Genomic DNA, 18,477 nt, shown 5'->3' with positions numbered 1-18,477 from the left:
GAATCAAGATAGAGCCCGTCCCGATTTAGGAAACAAATATTTTCATAAATTTCGCGATCGGGATCGATATTGTCCGTTTTATCGGTCGGGTCGCATATAAAAATAAAAGCCGAATCTATAAATCCTGTTTGATCGTTTCCGGACGAGTCTTTAAAAATTGTTTCTGGAGAAACAACATGAAAGGAAAGAAGATCGGAGTATTGGGTTCCGGCGTAGTCGGCCAAACGTTGGCGAACGGATTTTTAAAATACGGAGCCGAAGTAAAGATCGGAACCAGAGATCCTTCGAAACTCAAAGATTGGTTGTCGAAAGCCGGAGCGTCCGCGTCCGTGGGAACGTTCGCCGAGGCCGCGAGTTTCGGAGAGATTTTAGTCTTGTGTTCTAAGGGAAACATCGCTTCCGAAGTTTTGAAGTTGGCCGGAATCGATTCTTTAAACGGAAAAACGATCATCGACACCACCAATCCGATTTCCGAAGAAGCTCCCGTTAACGGGGTCCTGAAATTTTTCACTTCATACAATGAATCCTTAATGGAACAACTTCAAAAACAGGCGCCGAAGGCGCACTTCGTAAAGTGTTTCAGTTCGGTGGGTAGCACTCTGATGGTGGACCCCAAGTTGAAGGACGGAAAGCCGAGTATGTTCATCTGCGGGAACGAGGATTCTTCCAAAAAAATCGTATCAGATATTTTGAATACGTTCGGATGGGACACGGAGGATATGGGGAAGGTCGAAGCGGCGAGGGCGATCGAACCGCTTTGTATTCTTTGGTGTATTCCCGGATTTTTGTCCCAATCCTGGACGCACGCGTTTAAACTTTTGAAGTGAGGCGGGGGAGAGGGTCCAAGCTAAGAAGTGTAGGCGTTGAATCGAAATCATTTTCAATGTCCCGAATTAAGACCGTCGGTTTAGAGCCTAATTTGATGGATTGTGCAGTGATCGAAATTTCGGAATGCGGGCATTGAAAAAGATAGAATAAAAATCAAACGCAACAAAAGGAGAAGAATATGGCGGTATCAAAAAAGAAAAGCAGCCCGAAAAAGCCGAAATCAAACGGGACGAAAATCGAATTCGTGAGCGCTCCGACTCACAGCATCACTCCGTTTCTCATGTTTAATGCGAACACGGAAGAAGCGGCAAAGTTCTACGTATCGATATTCAAAAAATCTAAAATACTTGTAGCGAATCCGATGCGGGCCGAATTCATACTGAATGGACAAAAGTTTTTTGCCTATAACGGCGGACCTGAGTTTCAGTTCAATTGGGGTGTTTCGTTTATGATCAGCGTGGAAACGCAAAAAGAGATCGACTATTATTGGCACGCCCTTCTTTCCGGAGGAGGCAAAGAAAGTATGTGCGGCTGGATTCAGGACAAATACGGTATGTGGTGGCAGGTAACTCCTAAAATTCTTTTACAGCTTGTGTCGCACAAAGATCGCGAAAAGGCAGAACGCGCCACACAAGCTATGCTCAAAATGCAAAAGATCGATATCGCGGCGCTCAAGGCCGCAGTCGAATAAAACGCAAAATCATAACGGAATCAAGAATCGACCGTCTTAAGAAGCATACTTTATTTCTTTCGAATCGTTCTTTAAAAAATTTTATCGATGATTTCAATCGCAATTCTTGAAAGGCTTTTAAAGGAGAATTCTATGACTCCCCATTGCAGTAAAGCTGTCTAATATGTGTTAGGCGATAACGACTAAATTATTATTGTTCTATATGGCTCATAAAAGAGTGTAATACAATGATTAAAATTCTTAAACCTATAATTTTGTTTGTAATCCCTATTCTTTCAATTCATGCTTGGAAAGGCGACCCATTTGAAAAAATATTAAAAGATTACAATTTCCAATTTAGTTTCGGCAAAGATTTCAAATCAACGAAAGTCAAAGAAAATCCAAATTTGTATTATGATTATGCTATTAAACACAAAAGTAAAAAATTGGAAATTAGATATTTTATTGGTTTACCTGCACCGAAAATTGACGGAATTGATTTCGAAAAAACTGAACTATATAAACAACAAGCTTTGACAACGGCTGCAAACGTTTGCCAGTGCATGGATAGAATTCGGACAAACGACTTATCTATGGATACAGTTGCATTGTTTAATGCAGAGTGGGGTGCTAATTTTTACGTTGAAGCAACTTCTGAATTCGGTCGAGGGTTTAAATATTCAATAGTGACAGCAGTTCATAAGAAGGATTTACCTGATCTTTATACAATATTTCTATTCGATGATTTTGATTCCGTTAAATCTGAAATTCAGGAAGCGGCTTTGAATTTAAAATTCAGCCCAAAATGAATTAGAAGAAGTGGTCGTTGCCTAACTTCGTCTCCTCGCTCCGTTCGGGATTTGCTAATGCAAACCCTCACTCCGGCTCCGCACATTGCTTTGTCACTTCGGTTCGCAAGACGTTCGCTAAGGCTCACTCGAGCCTCGTGCCAACCGCGTCGTGCGAAAGCGCTTGCGGCCGTAACGTCGAGGAGACTCTTTCGTTATTCGACGAACGATGTGCTTCGGTCGATTTGGCTCGCATCGATTTCCCAATATCTTTTTAGGGTTTTTCCGGTTTCGGTTTGATCGTCGCGGCTCTCGACTTGGTTCCGCCCGCGGCTTCGAGAAGGGGAATGATCGAAGTGCGTTCATACGCGGTCGCCAAAGAAAGCGCGGTATATCCGTCCACTTGAAAGTTCGGATCGGCTTTTTTATCCAAAAGAAGTTTGGTTAGCTCGGGAAGATCGAAATACACGGACAGATGAAGAATTCTCCAGCCCTTACTTTCCGCGTTCGGATCCGCGCCTTCGCTTAACAATTTCGCCGCCGTTTTCAAATCCTTTTTGTAAGTCGCTTTAATGAGCGCGTTGTTCTTGGCGGTTTGTTCCTCGGGGCTCAGGTTCGTCTGTGTGTTGTTAGTCGAAGGTTGAGAATCGTCCTTGGAAGGCGTCGAGGAAGAAGAGGAAATTTTAGCGTTCGGATTTCCGGCAAATGCGTAATCAAAAACGACTCTCGCATCTTGTTTGCCCTTGTGAAAAAACAACTTTCCGTTCGAATACGTCGGATGGTCGATCTTAGTCACTTCGGAAAGATTGGTTTGTGTGTCATAGATGGAGCCGTATGTCTTATCGGTAAAAAGTTCGGCGACGAGACTCTGGGCGGTCCAAGGAGCCCATGTCGCATAATAACCTTGAAAGCCCGCCTTTAAGAACGGAGCGGAGTACATGGAGATTCTATGTTTTGTTTCTTCAGCGTCGATCACTCCCATATCGTACGCCATGTTGCCCGCGGTAAAACAAGCGCCTAAGAACAATACTACGGCGCCGGGCGCGGGTTTGAGAGCGTTCTCCACGTCGTCGTTCGAAACGAACTTACCCTTCAACGCAAAACCGCCCACGTATTTTTGATGATACGGAGAATCCGTAAGATTGCTTCCGACTCCGTGACCCGCGTATAAAACGAGTTTGGCTCCTTGGATCGATTGTTTGATCTGATCCCATGAATTTTTGGGACTGTAGTATTCAATAACTTGAACGCCTCTCGCTCTAAGAACCTTTGCGACATCCTGCATATTCTTAATATACCCCAAGGTTCCGGGTCCGCTATCGCCGTCCACATCGCCGACGAGTAAGACCGCTTTAAAGCCGTTGCCGGAAACGGTTGCATCGGGAAGATTCGCGCGTTTGGAAATCTTGAGCAAGGATTCTCCGATCGCGTGATCGGGATGATCCGCTCCTTGTAAAAGAAGAGGGAACAGAACTAAGAATAGGAGAAAGGTCTTTGTCGGATTCATAGGGAGAATAGACTAAGAAAAAAAATTCTAAATGTCAAGAAGAAGTAATGTCCGTTTAAATTTACCGCCGTAAAAAAAGGAAACGGCCGAATCGGAATCGGCCGCCGCTTGATCCTTTATTCCACGCTTCGAACGTCTTCCTTCTCTAAAATCTTATTGCGGATCGGTTTTACTTTCGGAAAAGAATCCTCCAAGATCGGATTTTCGACGGAAAGATTTCGCGACGCGACCGATTCGTCCGGCAGAAGATCGATATTCAAAGAACGAGAAGCTCCGCCCGAAGGTTTCGTAAAACCGATCAAAACGTCTCCGCCTTTTATGATCGAATGCGAGGGAGAATTCAAAACTGCGAATATAATATGTTTTGCATGTGTCAGGCCGGCTCTGATCCTCGGATACGAAAGCGGCTCCATCGGAATCCATCCGAAGGAAGGATGCCAAACCTCCGCGATCTTATGATTCAATTCGGGTTTGGGACTTACAGGAAGCCAATTCCATGCAAGCCTTGCCGGAATCCCCGCGCTTCGAAGTAAGGCGATCTGCGCGTAACTGTGTTCCGTGCAGGAGCCGTGGCCGTTCTGCAAAACGATCGGAGCCGGATCGAATCTGCCGTCCTGTTTATACACCAACGTCTTCGTGATATGTTTGTAGACCGCTTGTATATAACCTTCGACGCTGTTCGAATCCGCTTTGAGTTGATCGCGAACGGAAACGATACCGGGATCGTCTATCTTGTAAACGGGTTTGTCCTCCAAAAATTGTTTCCATTCTTTCGAAACCTTCCAATCGTCCCAGGACGTTTTGAATTCGGAAAGCCCCGAGTCCAGATTGAAACGAGTGAGTTTCGCGGAATACACTACCTCGGTCCAGGACTGACCCGCGGAAAGAGCGGGAACCTTAACGATCAAGGTTCTGTTGTTTTGCGCGTCTTCTTGGAATATTCCGTTTTTTGAAAATACTTCCTCGGTGAGGATCTGAGACGCGGTTTCTTTGGGAGGAATCGCGATCGCGATTTCCGTTTCGGGAGAATCCTTTTCCTTTGCGGTGATCGAAGCCGTATAAACGATCTTATCGGTTCTAGGAGAAAAGCGATAACTCAGATTTCCCTTGAGAATCTGATTCTCCTTGGAAACCGGATACAGTTGATCTCCGATTCGTATTAGATTTTTATAAAATGATTTCTCGGGGTCCATCAAGACAAACGCGATCGGATTCGAACGGCTTTGTCCTTCCGGATTGCACGCGAGTTTAGGGGCCGACTTGGAATCGATCCGAACCGCAAGATGATTTTTGATCGAATTCAAAATCGGATTGTAGGAATGGAGATTGAAATCCCCTTCGGAGTACCAGAGAAAAATCTCCTTATTCGAACATACATACGCGTTCGAAACCTTGGAAACCGGAAGTTCCTTGTTTTCGATTTCGGAGCCCGAATCTTTATCATAAAAACTGAATGTGTTTCCTTGGATGGAAAAAAGTTTTCCCTGAAAGATTCCGATCGAGGTCCAACCGCTGTTCGTGGGAACGAAGGGAATTCTTTTTTTGATTTCCAAGGTCGAAGGGGCGATCAACGCGATTTCTTTTTTGAGTCTTGCGTAAACGAGTTCGTTTTCGCGATCCCAGGCGAGACCGCGCACGGGCTCTCCCAAATCGATTCGTTTGGCTTCTCCGTTTTTTAGATTTCTAAAAAGAATTCCGTGGCTTTCCTTGTCGTTCGCACCGGGAAGAATCGCGGGCCATAAAAGCCAGTTTCCCGCGATCAAAGCTCCTTGAAAACTGCGGACCTTTTCGTCCGCGTTCGGCGGAACAAGCGTCGAAAAATCGTCCTTTTCTACGATCTCCCAATCTAACCGCGGATAGGCGGAGTCGGCCCAAAGGGAACTAAACGCAAAGACGATCAGGGTAAATGCAAGTGAGAATGAAATTCGTGAAAACATGCGAGAATTCGACGCGGACAACGTCGGAAATCCAGCGTTTACGCGGCAAAAAGAGGCGATATTTCTACGGTCGCAGCGAAACGGATTTGAGAATTGTCGTATTAGCAGGATTCGTTGTTAAACGAATTCTTACGATTTTAAATTCTTTCGAATTTCTTCGAGAGCTTTTCCTTCGAGTGTTTCGAAACTCAAAGAAGAAGAGCGGGGAAGCGCTTCCACGATCTTTAAACCGAAATTGCCGAATTCGTTTTTGATCCACTTTTTGAGTTGCAGATCGGTTTCTTTGGAACGGTCCGAGTTCGGTTTCGCGTTTCGGATAAAATCCAAAAGTTCGGAAATGCCCTGTTTGGTTTTAGTGGAGGTTTTAAAAACGGGAGGAAGATTCTTACCCGGCATAATGTCTTTTAGAAATTCCAGAGTGGTGATCAACATGTGATAACTGGAATTGGCGAGAACTTCTTCGTCGCATTTGTTCAGGATGAAGGAATCCGGAACTTCCATGATTCCGCTTTTCATAAACTGAACCTGATCGCCGCCTAACGGTTGTAAAACGAGAAAGGAAAGATCGGTGAGTTTGGAAACCTCGATCTCGTTCTGACCGATTCCCACTGTTTCGATAAAAACGTATTTAAAAAAACAACGAAGCAAACGGATTACGTGATATGTATACGGATTGACTCCTCCGAGTTCGAGTTGGCTCGGTTGAGAACGGAAATAAATTCTTTTTTCTCTTGCGGGAAGGGACAATCGCGTTCGGTCGCCTAACAGCGAACCGCCGGAAATATGACTGGAAGGATCGATGGCGACGATGGCCATCGTTTCTCCGTTGTCCGCCTTTAAGAATTGAGTCGCGAGTTCTCCGAGCAAAGAGGATTTACCCGCGCCCGGAGTTCCCGTAAAACCGACGGTCAAAGAATCGTTTCCGCTGAGGCCGCGTTCCGCAAGAGCTTCGAAAAGATTCTTTCGAAAGGAGAAAGAATCCGGTCTTTCCACGCCCGAAATGAGTTTTGCGAGAGGAAATTTTTCTCCCTCCCGCGCTCCTTCGATTAGATCCGCGAGTTCTTCTTTGTGTTTCACGACCATATCCGAAACGAACGTATGTTGCGTTATGCGGCTTTGACGGTTTTGGAAATGATGTCGATGATTCTTTCCATCACGTCCATCAAGTCGTAGTCTTTCGGCGTGAAGATCGCCTTCACTCCGAGTTTTGTAAGCGCGTCGAAGTCGGAAGGAGGAATGATTCCCCCGAACACGACCGGAATATCGGCTTTATAGTGTTTCAATTCGGAGAAGATCTGTTCCGCAAGTTCGAGATGCGAACCGGAAAGAATGGAAACTCCGATGACGTCCGCGTTTTCTTCCACAGCGGTTTGAACGATTTCTTCCGGCGTTAAACGAATTCCGGAATAGATCACGTCGAATCCCGCGTGTTTTGCGGAAACGGCGATCATCTCCGCTCCGTTGGAATGTCCGTCTAACCCCGGTTTGCCGACTACGATCTTCGGTCTCGAGCCGCTCGCTTTTAAGAACGCTTCGACTTTTCCGCGAACGCGAACGACCTTTTCGGTTTCAAGATTGAGTTTTTGTCCTTCCACTCCGGTTGCGGGTCTGTATTCTCCGAAAACGGATCGGAGTACGTCCGCCCATTCTCCCGTGGAGATTCCGGCTTTCGCGCACTCGATGGATGCATGCATCAAATTCTTACCCGCTTTTGCGTCCGCTTCGAGAGTTGCCAGCGCGGCTTTGACGACGTTCGGATCGCGTTTTGATTTTACTTTTGCGAGAACTTCGAGAGTTTCTTCCGCGGACTTAGGATCCACTTTGAAAACCCCGCCGTCCTGATCGGTCATCAATGGAGAAGGAGTTCCTTCGGTCCATTTGTTCTTACCGACGATGATGAGTTCGTTGTTGTTGATCTTCGCGAGACGTTCCGCTTGCGACTTAACGAGCTGGGATTTCATGTATCCGTTCTCGATCGCTTTGATCGCTCCGCCCATGTCGAGAATTTTCTGAATCTCTTTGTATGCTTCTTCTTTGAGTTCTTTTACTTTGCTTTCGACTACTTTAGAACCTTCGAATAGATCCGGATATTCGAGAAGATCCGTTTCATACGCAAGAACCTGTTGTAATCGTAAGGACCACTGTTGATCCCAAGGTCTTGGAAGAGAAAGGGCTTCGTTCCAAGCGGGAAGTTGAAGCGCTCTACAACGCGCGTCGCGGCTCATGGTGACGCCTAACGCTTCGATGAGAATTCTCCATGCGTTGTTTTCGGGTTGTTCTTCGGTAAGACCGAGAGAGTTCACCTGAACGCCGTAACGGAAGCGGCGGTATTTTTCCTGTTTTACTCCGTAGCGATCTCTCGTGATCTCGTCCCACATATCGGTGAAGGCGCGCATCTTGCACATCTCTTCCACGAAACGAATTCCGGCGTTTACGAAGAATGAAATTCTTCCCACACACTGCTCGAACTCGTCGGGGGTAAAACAATTTCTTTCCTTGATCGCGTCGAGGATCGCCATCGCGGTTGCGAGCGCGAACGCGAGTTCCTGCACCGGAGTCGCTCCGGCTTCCTGCAAGTGATACGAACAGATGTTAGACGGGTTCCATTTCGGAATATTCTTCAGGCAGTATTCGTACATGTCCACGATGACTCGGATGGACTGAGCCGGAGGAAAGATGTACGTTCCTCTCGCGAGATATTCTTTGATGATGTCGTTTTGGGTTGTTCCTTGGAGTAGAGCGATGTCCACTCCGCGTTCCTGGGCGAGGGCGACGTAAAGGGACAAAAGATACATGGAAGTCCCGTTGATCGTCATCGAAGTGTTCATTTCTTCGATCGGGATCTGGTTGAATAGGATTCTAAAATCCTCCAGAGTGTTGATCGGAACTCCCACTTTCCCGATTTCCGGTCTTGCGATCGCGTGATCGGAGCTGTAACCGCACTGGGTCGCGAGGTCGAAGGCGATGGAAAGTCCGGTTTGTCCCTTGGAGAGGTTTTTTCTAAAAAGTTCGTTGGATTCTCTCGCGTTTGTGTGTCCCGCGTAGGTTCTGAAGATCCAGGCCGGTTCTTTGGATGGTTTTCCGGTTTTGTCGTAAAGGATATGATCTTTGTTTTCCATGAATTCTGTCCCGATTCGAGGTTCTCATTGTTACTTCAAAATGTGTTGGTAGAATTTCACCCAAATTTTTATCCTTGCTCTGATTTCCGCAAAAACCCTACGGCCCCCATGGACTTAGAAAGAAGCAATAAAGCCAACCCAATCTTCCTTTTCCTATCCTCGATCGGTCTTGCGACCGTTCTTTCCGTGCTTTATAACTGGTTCGGAGAACCTTTGAATCCGGAAGCGATGGGAATTCTCGCAAACCTCCGGTCGCTGACCGAAGAAGGAAAGTTTTTCTCGGACGAAGCTCCGCTTCCGTTTTTGGTCCTGAATCTTTGGAAATCGATCACAGGACTCAACTATACCACGGCTTTCTTTTCGCTTTCCGCATTTATTTTTTCGCTCGGAATTCATTTGATCGGCGTGACTTTGCAAAGGGAGAAGTGGAAACCGAACCACTATATTCTCTGTTATCTTTCCGCGATCACTCCGCTTACGTATTCCATGCCTCTGGTTTTTTATCCGGAGTTGTTCAGTTTGTTTTTTCTTTTGATTCTTTTTCTCGCGTTTAGAATGGAGACGTTGGGCGACATATTCCTGCTCGTCGTTTGTATCTTAGGAAGTTTCTTTTCGCATTTCACCGTGTTCTTAGTCGGAATGACGATTTTCGTTACGAAGGCCGGAACCGTGGGAATCCGAGAAAGAAAAAAACATCAGTCCGTATTTTTTAAAAGAAGAAACATTCCTCAACTCGTTCTTCTCGTTTATATGGGAGCGTTTCTCGCGCTTCTTACCGTTTTGATCACTACGAATTTTTACGGGGAGAATTCCTTCGAGACTTTTTATAAACTTCTTTGGAGTTACGTAGCCAACTTCGGTCCTTTGTTTTTGATTCTTTACATCGGGAATTTTCTTTTAAGATCCGAAAAGGAACTCAATACGATTTCCGCGAGCGCGGCTTTGATCGTGATTCTTCTTGTGTCCGTTTATTTTTCCGTTAAACCGACATCGGGAATCAACGCGACGAAACTTTCAGCGTTTACCAAGGATCTCGTAAACTTAAAGAGCAGGGAAGTGATTCAGACCGACGAAAAAATCTACGCGAGCCCGGCGGTTTCGTCTTACGTGTATTTTCATTCCAAACAGAGATTGTTTCCGATTCAACCGAAAGAATGGAAGAATCGGGATTATCTTTTCCTCGAAGAAGTCTGGCTCGCGGACAAACGGGAAATGTTGAAACGTTATAAGTTTAAGAATCCTCAGTTCGTGTTTTTATCGGGAGAACAGATTTTGATCACCGGTTTTTTGACGAAAGTGATTTCCGGTGAAAAGGAAAACACTCAGATCAAGATCCAAGTGGAAAAAGCGAAGTCTCAACTTCCTTCCCGCAACGGGGAAAAGGGATTGAATCGTTTTCTTACCGGGATGTTTTCCTCCTCTTCCTTAAGTCCGGAACTGATTCCTTGAAGTCCATCTGGAATAAAAAACCAAACTCCAAAAACAAAGACGCGATTTCCGACGACGAAGAATTGACGTTAGGCGCCAACGGTCTTCCGTTCGAAGCCGCGTATTGGAGGGACATCTACGGTTCGGGTACGGACGTGGACGCCACTTTCAACGCCAAAGAACACGCGCGTTATGCGAAATCGATTTTGAATCTGATGGAAATCCCGGTGAACTCGATCGCCGACTTCGGTTTCGGTAAGGCCATTCTTCTTAAGGAAATGGTAAAGATCTTTAAACCGGGCCGGGTGCTTGCGATCGATCCTTCGGAACAGATGCTCGACGAACTTCTTTCCCAAAAATGGATTCGAGCTTGGAATATGTCCGTGTTGAACACGACCGTTCAGGATTTGGATCTTTCGTATTTCGTTCATCTTCCTTTCGATCTAGGAATCTGCAACTCGGTCGTTCAATACATCGACGGGGATCTCAAACCGGTCTTTGAGAAACTTCATAAAATCGTTAAGTATCTTTATTTTTCCGTTCCGACCAAGGCCGATTATGTCCGTATGAAAAAAGATATTTATTTTGAAGATCCTTACGCGCACGTGCGGACCAAAAAACAATATCTTAAGATGATCGAACCGTATTTCAGAAGAGTGGGCTTTAATCTCTTGGAAAGCCGGTTGATCGGCGAGGCTTCTCGTTTTACCGATGAGATGTTTATCGAGTAAGGGATAGGATCATCCCTTCCCACCTTTCCTCACCGTGGTAGAAACATAAGGTCTCTATGGATCAGTAAGAGATCCGAGCAGAGTAATTGAAACCTATGAATGTGGGCGGACATTTTCGATTCTATTCTTAAGAATGTAAACAATCAGTTGAAATAGAGGATTTTTAAACGAACACTTTCGAAAATTTAAAATTGAACGGATCTCGATTGATTCTCGGTAACAAAGGAAGATGGAACCACTTTGCGGATACAAAGACAACGAAGTAAAACCTAGAAAAGTTATACGGTTTGAATCTAAAGTCCAAGATTCACTTTTTATGAGTGATAAGAAGTCGAAGAACGGATTTCAAATCAGAATGGATTGATTTACAATCGACGCTCATTAGAAGCAATGTGTTTTCCAAAAACTCTTTCATGGAAACATTGAAAAGGCTGACCGTGAAAATTATGAAATAACGGCATACGTAGTTCCCGCATTTTGAGATATTTCCCAATCTATATCGTTCGTTTTTTATTGTTTCGTAAACTCTTGGAATTGGAATGCAATCGAACAAAGACATATTCGATTGTTTGAATAGGAATATGAGGGTTGAAATAAAAAGAGCCGTTTAAGCGTGCATTCTTCTTCGCATCAAATACTGAAATTGTGCAGAGTTAAGAATTCTCGAAGGGATTTTCTTTGTTTCTCTTTTCTGAATTCGAATCGATGAAGCATAGAATAGCGATCACGGCGTAAAAAGATCTTAATTATTTTTATTTATTGACTTGAAATCTTACGTCGAACAGCCTGAGTGAGTCGTGAAAATCTTCGGGCATAAAAATAAGAAAAAGCGGATATGGAAACTGATCCACGTTTCCGTAATGGCTCTCTTATTGTTTTGCATTGGTATGGACACCGTTATCGATACGGTTGATATATGCAATGGAGATTGGTCTTATAAGAAACTTACGATCAATCCCGTTTCCCCATTTCAAAATGTGAGGGAGCACGACGATTTATTTACTGGATCTTATTTTGAAGCGCAGACAAACGGCGACTTTGAAGTAGAATTTCTACCGTTCTTCGTCTTTCAACTGATTCCAAGTGAGGCTCTCGTCCAATTTTTTACCGAATCTAGGAAGAATCATTCCCTTCAATTATTAAACCATTCTCTGATTTCCTTACCCCCGCCGACATCTTCTTTCAAAGCCTAAGTTAAACTTAATTTAACGATCAGGGGTCGGCTACGCCTATCTATTGATTTCGATAGATACGTTTAGTTCATACTTTCGAATCACATTTTTATCTAAAGAAGAATGAGGTTATCTCCTATGTCCATTGCAGAAACGGGCGTGGAATTACAATCTACGCATACAAAAATAATTTCACCCAAGGGTTCGGGCGATCAACTCGGATATCAATTTTACGGACGGCATCTCATGACCGACTTTGTGGGTTGTAGAGTGGATCTGAACGATCGTGAAATATTAGCCCGGGATATCGAATCGGCGATCAAAGAGATCGGAGCGAACATTCTCAATAAAGTAGAACATAAATTCGAACCGCACGGGGTTACGATTCTATACTTGCTTTCCGAATCGCACGCGAGTATTCACACATACCCGGAATTCAATTCCTGTTTTCTCGATATCTTCACCTGCGGAAAGACCATAGAGGTCATTCCGTTCGGATCGTTTTTACAATATCTTTGGAAGCCGTCCAAAGTAATCAATCGTTACGAGGAACGCAGCGCGTAAGCTCGTAGAAGAGGAGAATCGAAATGGATCCTATTACTCATTCCTGGTTTACGGAACAAGTGGACTTCAGAGAGATGCACCAATTTCTGAAGGAGAAAAAATCCACGAGCTTTAGAACAAAGTTTCAACAAGTTGAATTCCATCTATTGAACGCGTTTGGAAGAACGGTCGTTTTAGACGGAGCGGTTCAATCTTCGGAAGCCGACGAACATATCTTTCACGAATGTCTGGTTCATCCCGCATTATTGACTCATCCGAATCCGAAAAAAGTTTTGATTCTGGGCGGAGGAGAAGGGGCCACTTTGCGAGAAGTGTTAAAACATCCTTCCATCGAATTGGCTGTAATGGTCGATATCGATGAGGAATTTGTGGAGTTCTGTAAGGTCGCTCTTCCCGACTGGAACAAGGAAGCGTTTGAAGATCCTCGAACCGAGCTGATTCATATGGATGGAAGAAAGTATTTGGAAGATACAAATCTTACGTTCGATATCATCATCACCGATATTACGGATATATTGTTGGATGGTCCCGCGACCAGATTGTATACGAAAGAATTTTACGAACTGTGTTCTTGGCGTCTTGGAATCGGCGGGATCCTGGCATTACAAGCTCTGGAATTATCTCCCGGAGTTTGGGAACAACACGCGACCTTGCGGAGAACAATACGTAAATCTTTTGCTAATGTAGAAAGTTATAATATATATATTCCTTCTTTCACCTCTAGCTGGGGATTCATCATCGCTTCCAATTCGGAGGATTCGTTTCCGTCCTGCGATTTGATTCAGGAACGACTTATGGAACGGGATCTGAACGGAAAGTTATTCGCGTACGACGAGGTGACTCACGGCGGGCTTTTTTCATTACCAAAGGATCTTCGCAAGTATCTGGATCTGAACGGCTCGATCATAGAGGACGGTAAGCCTCTAACTTTCTTTCCAAAAGATCGAAATTATAGAAAAGGGACCGCGAAGTGATTCAACATTCGAAACTCTATAAGGTTTATTTTTTGTCATTCGAAGAAGGGGCGTCGTTGGTCATGCCGAAAGGATGTTCTCCGATGTTTCTTGAAAAAATCAAAGGCTGGTATCTCGGTTTTCCTTTCGATTGTATCGTGATCGAAGGGAACGGGACCAAAATCAACGACATTCACTTAACGTTAAGCGAATATTCCCCCTTAAGGGGAAATAATTGGAGCATCGTCAATCAATCCCGTTGGATTTCGATAGCGCAGATCGAAAAAAACAATAAGGAAAAACACGAATCCGCAACGACGATGCTTTCCAAAATCGCGGTCGAAGCGTATTACGAAATGTCGGCTTCCTATTTAAACGAATTGTCGCAATGGACTTTGAACGCTTTGAACAAGTATTCCAAGGTGAAGACGGTTCAACTTCTTCACTCGGACGAAATCAGAAGAAAACACGACGAGAGTCTTGCGTTGTCTATGAAAATAGAAATCATCCGTTCACTATTTTTCGGCATTCCAAACCCGGATTGGAAAGAATTGGCGGATTCTAATTCTAGAAAATCCGAGTTCTTAACGGATCGACTGACCGCGCTTCTGGATACTTGGGGGCATACTCAGGAAACTCTGACCATTCTTTCCGAAAGAGTCTCCGAAAAGAAATTCTTAGTTTGGGAAATGATAGCCGAATACACGATCGTAGTTCTCATTTTATTGGAATTGATCATTGAAATCATGGACTTTATATTAAAGTAAATTAGTATATTATAAATATATATTTTGTACTACCATGAAAATTTGTCTATATATGATTTTAATTCTACTTTGTGTTTCTTCATCCGATTCTCAGGTAAGAACGGATTCTCGGCAGAACGGAGAATCGCATAAAAAGCCAAAAGAAAAACTCATCGAGTCTTCGGATCAAAATACGAAAGGGAATCAAAAGAGAACTCCTCTTCAGAAAAATAAAATAGATGGAAACCGAGGCGTTCGTTTGGCGGGGAATTCGAAAGATTTTTCGAACGACGACGACGATGATGAAGAAGCGGATTTGCTTCAAGACACAAGTATGACCGAAACAAAACGAAATCAATCGGAAGACGAGGATGAGGACGAAGAGATCATCGTGAACGTCGAGTTGATGTCCGATTTCGTTTTTAGAGGTAATACGTTCGGAAGCGAATCGATCAGTCAAAGAGACAACGTAAAATACAGTTCCTTTCTTCCCGCTTACACGTTTCAACCCTCGATCGAGATCCCGATCACGAAACGACTTACCCTCGAATTTTGGTTCAATCTCTTTTTAACTCATAAGGGAGATCGCGATTCGGATCAAAGATTTTTACAAGCGGGTCCGGGCGAACCGGAATTGCTGAACTACTATCAACCGTATTTGAATCAGGGAGTTTTACCTTTCGATCCAAGATCGGTTCACCAATTCAAAGAAGAGAACGGTCTTAAGTGGGACGACGGGGGAGAGATTCTCGCGGATTATAAATTATCGGAATCGAAATTCGGAAAGTTTTCAACCGGATTTTTTTCTTACAATGCGTTTCTTCCTAAGAATCGATTTTCATGGACTCAAGTTTATATCGCTTGGGAAATTCCGTTTCTTACCTACTTAAATCCGAAGTTATCTTTTTTCAAAACGACGGACCCGGGCAATGATTCTCCCACGACCGGCATCAACAAAGGATGGGGATACATTCCTTTCGAGTTGAGTCACGAGTTTAAGATCACTCAAAAGTTTAAGATCACGCCGACAACTTCCGCGGGTTATATCATCCGCAACAATCCTCAGGATAATCTTTCCGGATTTTCCGATATAACTTCGAATTTGAAGTTGGAATACGACGGCTTTTATCTAACGGCAAACATGGCTTATCGGCCCAATTTAGAGATCTATGATAGTAGTTATTTTTTCGATAACATAACCACTTCGGATTCGATGAGGGATGGCCGCACAATCGATCCTTCAAAGCAGTACGGCGCTTTGAATAATTCGGTACGAGACGTGATCAATCGGAATTTTTCCGATCCTCTCGTTCAAAAATTCATACTCGAAAATTATCAAAGTCAACATATCAAAAGGGAAATCTATTATTTCTCCTTCGGATATTCGAAAGGTATTTAAGCGAAACGGAGAATGGTAAAAGGAATGTTAAAGGGAGAAAAACGAAAAGGTTTTGTATTATGATCGAACGAGGAATTAAATTTATGAAGTGGACGACGTCGCACACGGTGATCTTATTCGGAATATTCGTATTTATGAATATAGATCTGTATTCACAAGAGTCAAAGATTCAGACAAAGGAAGCAAAAATAAACGAAACGGAAGTTTCTTCCAAGGAGGGAGAAGATTCGAAATCGGAAGACCCGCATTCTAAAAAGGATAAGAAAGGACACGGGAACGAGCATCATACCGAGGTAAAAATAGAATTTGCGACCGATTACATCCGGAGAGGTTGGGCTTTAGGGACGGAGGACGCTTCTCGTATGAACAATACTCCGTATAAATCCTTTCAACCCGTTTGGGCATTTCAGCCTACTATCGAATTTCCGACTCCGATCAAACACTTATACGGAGAACTTTTTTTGAATATCTGGATGTCGGATCGCGCGGACAAGGACAACGAACAAAGAATCTTGCAGAGTAAATCCGGCGGTCCCGAATTATTCTTTCGCGCTCAACACGATATCGATACCGGAAATATTTGTCCTTCGCCTAATAATTGTTATACGTCTGCCGGAAAATACGTAAATCAAAACGGGATGGCGAGAAATAGCGCCGGAGAATTTACGTTGTTCTACGATTTTGAAAAATCGAAATACGGCCGATTTATGGTGGGGGCTTTTCGTTATGCGATTTTTCCCACAAACGGAAGCGGCGGGCTTTCCAAAACGCAAGGTTACGTAAGTTGGGAATTGCCGTTCTTGGAATTTTTACATCCTAAACTCTCGGTTTACAAGACGGTCAATTTCAGAAACCAAGGTACTCCCGCAACGGGTTTGAATCGTTCTTCTTTATACATTCCTCTGGAATTCAAATACACTTTTAGAGAGGACCAGTTTTTTAAAATCGATGTAGGAACGAACATCGGTTATATGTATCAAGCGAACCCGAGAAACAAAACTTCCGGTTTTTCCGATATTTCGAGTTTTATAAAATTTCACTTTGGAAATTTTTTCGTCTCCGGAAATCACGTGAATCGCCCCGACGTTCATCTCTACGATAACAATAATTATTTCGACGGAGCGACTCGTCTCGTCCACGACGGTCACGTTCAGGATCCTTCCAAGTTATACGGGTATGACAACACTTTTGTATACGATCAGATCAACGCTACATTTGCGGATCCGAACGTAAGACAATATTTGAAAGAAAGATACAATCAACAGAGAATCGTTACGAATTTCGTATATTTCAGTTTCGGTTATGCTAAAAAGTTCTAGGAGAACGGGCTACTTCGAATGTTATTTCTAAAATTTGTGGAGAATCCATTGCGGATGGATTCTCAGCTTTCTTTGGACGGGACTCTATATCATAGACAATAATCAGATTCGTCAGAGTTCCGCGCCAATGCAAGATCTAAGGATGCGATTCCGAGCAATCGTTGAATGATTTTGATCGAGAGACTTGTTGATTTTTTCATTTGTAAACGGGAAATCATAATCTTGCTTTCCAAGCCGTTCGAGGCCGGAGAGGATCGACGAATCTGTTCGAGGTGAAACGCGCTTCGATTGCCGATCCAAATAAGGATCGTATGGAAGAACTCTATCAGGAAAAAGAACCGAGTAGGATTTGAAAATATAAAAAGAACCCGATCTTATCTTTCGATAAATCGAATTCTCGCCCTTTTGGAATTTCTAAAAACAACGGAAGGTCTGTGTCCGTAGGTAGCTCGAAACGTTCTGCTAAAATGAGCCGAGTCCGAAAATCCAGCTACGTGTGCGACTTCGGTAAGATTTACACAGCGGTGAATGTTTCGAGCGGCTATCTTCAATCTTAAGCTAAGAATGTATTTTCTAACCGACGTAAAAAGAGTTTCCTTAAACAGATGACGGAAACGATCCTCCGATAGATTCACAAGCTTTGCTAAATAACCAAGTTTAATTTCTTCGGGTTGGGGCAAAAACGCAAGGGAACGCAGATGATTCGCAACGGTGGAGATTCTTTTGTCCAACGTCTTTGCCGTTTTAGGAGGAAGAATGGGCCCGAACACCGAATCGATAAGAGTTTGTAATATACCCAGAGCTTCTTCGTCCGTGGTTTCTTCCTTCAAGACCTTTGCAAGAGTTTCACTCAAACCTTCTATCTTTCCGGAATCAAAAACTTGAAGACCGCTATGCGTATAACCGGCGATGCGATCAAAGAAAGGAGAATCAGGATCTATGTTCAGATTTAGAATATGCGTTTGTTTGGCGACTTGCCTATGGACCGTGTTAGGCGGAATAAATACGCCCGAGAATTCAATGATGCTTCCGTCCGGCAAGAAAAGCTCTGAAGGTCGCTCTACGGAAAAATAGATGGAAGCGGAGTAAAGGCTGTGCATCGCGGTCGTCTCTTCCCATGCAGCATATAAGATCTGTGTATCCCAAATATAAAGAGAATTCTTCATTTTCCTTCAAACTCTTTCAAATACAACGCCAGGATCTTATCTTCCTTTCTCGATTGAAAGCGAAAATGCTTAAGGTCGAAATTAATTGTAAACACGTAGCCGATTCATACAAAAGAATTTTTTTCCGCGAGCCGTTACGTTCAAGCTGCG

15 protein-coding genes are annotated in these 18,477 nt (G+C 43.8%); 10 read left to right on the top strand and 5 right to left on the bottom strand.

Translation table 11 applies throughout. The features are described 5' to 3' along the window. Positions 1–176: 176 nt before the first annotated feature. The 3 genes from LEP1GSC052_RS01595 (at position 177) to LEP1GSC052_RS01585 (ending at position 2,307) form a co-directional block, all read left to right on the top strand. Positions 177–827, top strand: coding sequence for an NADPH-dependent F420 reductase (locus LEP1GSC052_RS01595; RefSeq protein WP_040912714.1), 651 nt, complete (start codon positions 177–179; stop codon positions 825–827). A gap of 179 nt (positions 828–1,006) precedes the next feature. Further along, complete coding sequence (locus tag LEP1GSC052_RS01590; protein ID WP_010572244.1) at positions 1,007–1,519, top strand: VOC family protein; 513 nt, start codon at positions 1,007–1,009, stop codon at positions 1,517–1,519. 227 nt (positions 1,520–1,746) lie between these two features. Further along, the gene (locus LEP1GSC052_RS01585; protein ID WP_010572245.1) at positions 1,747–2,307 is read left to right on the top strand and encodes a hypothetical protein; all 561 of its coding nucleotides are present in this window, start codon (positions 1,747–1,749) and stop codon (positions 2,305–2,307) included. Between the two features lie 253 nt (positions 2,308–2,560). Here the strand turns inward: LEP1GSC052_RS01585 and LEP1GSC052_RS01580 are convergent, their stop codons facing one another. The 4 genes from LEP1GSC052_RS01580 to LEP1GSC052_RS01565 form a co-directional block, all read right to left on the bottom strand. Then, positions 2,561–3,793, bottom strand: a complete 1,233-nt coding sequence (locus tag LEP1GSC052_RS01580; protein ID WP_010572246.1) for an ankyrin repeat domain-containing protein — start codon at positions 3,791–3,793, stop codon at positions 2,561–2,563. A 116-nt stretch (positions 3,794–3,909) separates the two neighbouring features. Next, a complete protein-coding gene (locus LEP1GSC052_RS01575) occupies positions 3,910–5,730 on the bottom strand; it encodes a transglutaminase-like domain-containing protein (protein ID WP_020985498.1) in 1,821 nt (606 codons plus the stop codon). Between the two features lie 129 nt (positions 5,731–5,859). Then, the gene (locus LEP1GSC052_RS01570; RefSeq protein ID WP_205872861.1) at positions 5,860–6,813 is read right to left on the bottom strand and encodes a P-loop NTPase family protein; all 954 of its coding nucleotides are present in this window, start codon (positions 6,811–6,813) and stop codon (positions 5,860–5,862) included. Positions 6,814–6,836: 23 nt separating this feature from the next. Continuing rightward, positions 6,837–8,849 (bottom strand): methylmalonyl-CoA mutase family protein, encoded by a 2,013-nt coding sequence (locus tag LEP1GSC052_RS01565; RefSeq protein WP_010572250.1) that lies wholly within the window; start codon positions 8,847–8,849, stop codon positions 6,837–6,839. Between the two features lie 108 nt (positions 8,850–8,957). On the opposite strand from LEP1GSC052_RS01565, the gene LEP1GSC052_RS01560 reads away from it, so the two are divergent. The 7 genes from LEP1GSC052_RS01560 (at position 8,958) to LEP1GSC052_RS01525 (ending at position 17,161) form a co-directional block, all read left to right on the top strand. Further along, positions 8,958–10,298, top strand: a complete 1,341-nt coding sequence (locus LEP1GSC052_RS01560) for a hypothetical protein (RefSeq protein ID WP_010572251.1) — start codon at positions 8,958–8,960, stop codon at positions 10,296–10,298. Further along, the gene (locus LEP1GSC052_RS01555) at positions 10,295–11,008 is read left to right on the top strand and encodes a class I SAM-dependent methyltransferase (protein WP_010572252.1); all 714 of its coding nucleotides are present in this window, start codon (positions 10,295–10,297) and stop codon (positions 11,006–11,008) included. The genes LEP1GSC052_RS01560 and LEP1GSC052_RS01555 overlap by 4 nt, the downstream gene beginning before the upstream one ends. Positions 11,009–12,318: 1,310 nt before the next feature. After that, positions 12,319–12,744 carry an adenosylmethionine decarboxylase gene (speD, locus tag LEP1GSC052_RS01545; RefSeq protein ID WP_010572255.1) on the top strand — a complete coding sequence of 142 codons (426 nt, stop codon included), beginning with the start codon at positions 12,319–12,321 and terminating at the stop codon, positions 12,742–12,744. Positions 12,745–12,767: 23 nt separating this feature from the next. Then, positions 12,768–13,718: a spermine/spermidine synthase domain-containing protein gene (locus LEP1GSC052_RS01540; RefSeq protein ID WP_010572256.1), complete on the top strand. Its 951-nt coding sequence runs from the start codon at positions 12,768–12,770 to the stop codon at positions 13,716–13,718. A gap of 83 nt (positions 13,719–13,801) precedes the next feature. After that, the gene (locus LEP1GSC052_RS01535; protein WP_156892084.1) at positions 13,802–14,464 is read left to right on the top strand and encodes a hypothetical protein; all 663 of its coding nucleotides are present in this window, start codon (positions 13,802–13,804) and stop codon (positions 14,462–14,464) included. A gap of 52 nt (positions 14,465–14,516) precedes the next feature. Beyond that, a complete protein-coding gene (locus LEP1GSC052_RS01530) occupies positions 14,517–15,842 on the top strand; it encodes a hypothetical protein (RefSeq protein WP_010572258.1) in 1,326 nt (441 codons plus the stop codon). Positions 15,843–15,925: 83 nt separating this feature from the next. After that, entirely contained in the window at positions 15,926–17,161 is a 1,236-nt protein-coding gene (locus LEP1GSC052_RS01525) for a hypothetical protein (protein ID WP_156892083.1), read from the top strand. A gap of 374 nt (positions 17,162–17,535) precedes the next feature. On the opposite strand, the gene LEP1GSC052_RS01520 is transcribed toward LEP1GSC052_RS01525, so the two are convergent. Further along, positions 17,536–18,327: a helix-turn-helix transcriptional regulator gene (locus LEP1GSC052_RS01520; RefSeq protein WP_010572260.1), complete on the bottom strand. Its 792-nt coding sequence runs from the start codon at positions 18,325–18,327 to the stop codon at positions 17,536–17,538. Positions 18,328–18,477: the final 150 nt, after the last annotated feature.

Origin of the sequence: Leptospira kmetyi serovar Malaysia str. Bejo-Iso9 (genome assembly GCF_000243735.2) — a bacterium.
Lineage (GTDB): Bacteria > Spirochaetota > Leptospiria > Leptospirales > Leptospiraceae > Leptospira > Leptospira kmetyi.
Note: the sequence above shows the minus strand (reverse complement) of the source record. Positions and strands in the feature narration are given on the sequence as shown.

Coding starts and splice junctions, on each gene's coding strand:
- LEP1GSC052_RS01595 (WP_040912714.1), top strand. CDS start 177: ATGAAAGGAAAGAAGATCGGAGTATTGGGTTCCGGCGTAGTCGGCCAA.
- LEP1GSC052_RS01590 (WP_010572244.1), top strand. CDS start 1,007: ATGGCGGTATCAAAAAAGAAAAGCAGCCCGAAAAAGCCGAAATCAAAC.
- LEP1GSC052_RS01585 (WP_010572245.1), top strand. CDS start 1,747: ATGATTAAAATTCTTAAACCTATAATTTTGTTTGTAATCCCTATTCTT.
- LEP1GSC052_RS01580 (WP_010572246.1), bottom strand. CDS start 3,793: ATGAATCCGACAAAGACCTTTCTCCTATTCTTAGTTCTGTTCCCTCTT.
- LEP1GSC052_RS01575 (WP_020985498.1), bottom strand. CDS start 5,730: ATGTTTTCACGAATTTCATTCTCACTTGCATTTACCCTGATCGTCTTT.
- LEP1GSC052_RS01570 (WP_205872861.1), bottom strand. CDS start 6,813: ATGGTCGTGAAACACAAAGAAGAACTCGCGGATCTAATCGAAGGAGCG.
- LEP1GSC052_RS01565 (WP_010572250.1), bottom strand. CDS start 8,849: ATGGAAAACAAAGATCATATCCTTTACGACAAAACCGGAAAACCATCC.
- LEP1GSC052_RS01560 (WP_010572251.1), top strand. CDS start 8,958: ATGGACTTAGAAAGAAGCAATAAAGCCAACCCAATCTTCCTTTTCCTA.
- speD (WP_010572255.1), top strand. CDS start 12,319: ATGTCCATTGCAGAAACGGGCGTGGAATTACAATCTACGCATACAAAA.
- LEP1GSC052_RS01540 (WP_010572256.1), top strand. CDS start 12,768: ATGGATCCTATTACTCATTCCTGGTTTACGGAACAAGTGGACTTCAGA.
- LEP1GSC052_RS01535 (WP_156892084.1), top strand. CDS start 13,802: ATGTTTCTTGAAAAAATCAAAGGCTGGTATCTCGGTTTTCCTTTCGAT.
- LEP1GSC052_RS01530 (WP_010572258.1), top strand. CDS start 14,517: ATGATTTTAATTCTACTTTGTGTTTCTTCATCCGATTCTCAGGTAAGA.
- LEP1GSC052_RS01525 (WP_156892083.1), top strand. CDS start 15,926: ATGAAGTGGACGACGTCGCACACGGTGATCTTATTCGGAATATTCGTA.
- LEP1GSC052_RS01520 (WP_010572260.1), bottom strand. CDS start 18,327: ATGAAGAATTCTCTTTATATTTGGGATACACAGATCTTATATGCTGCA.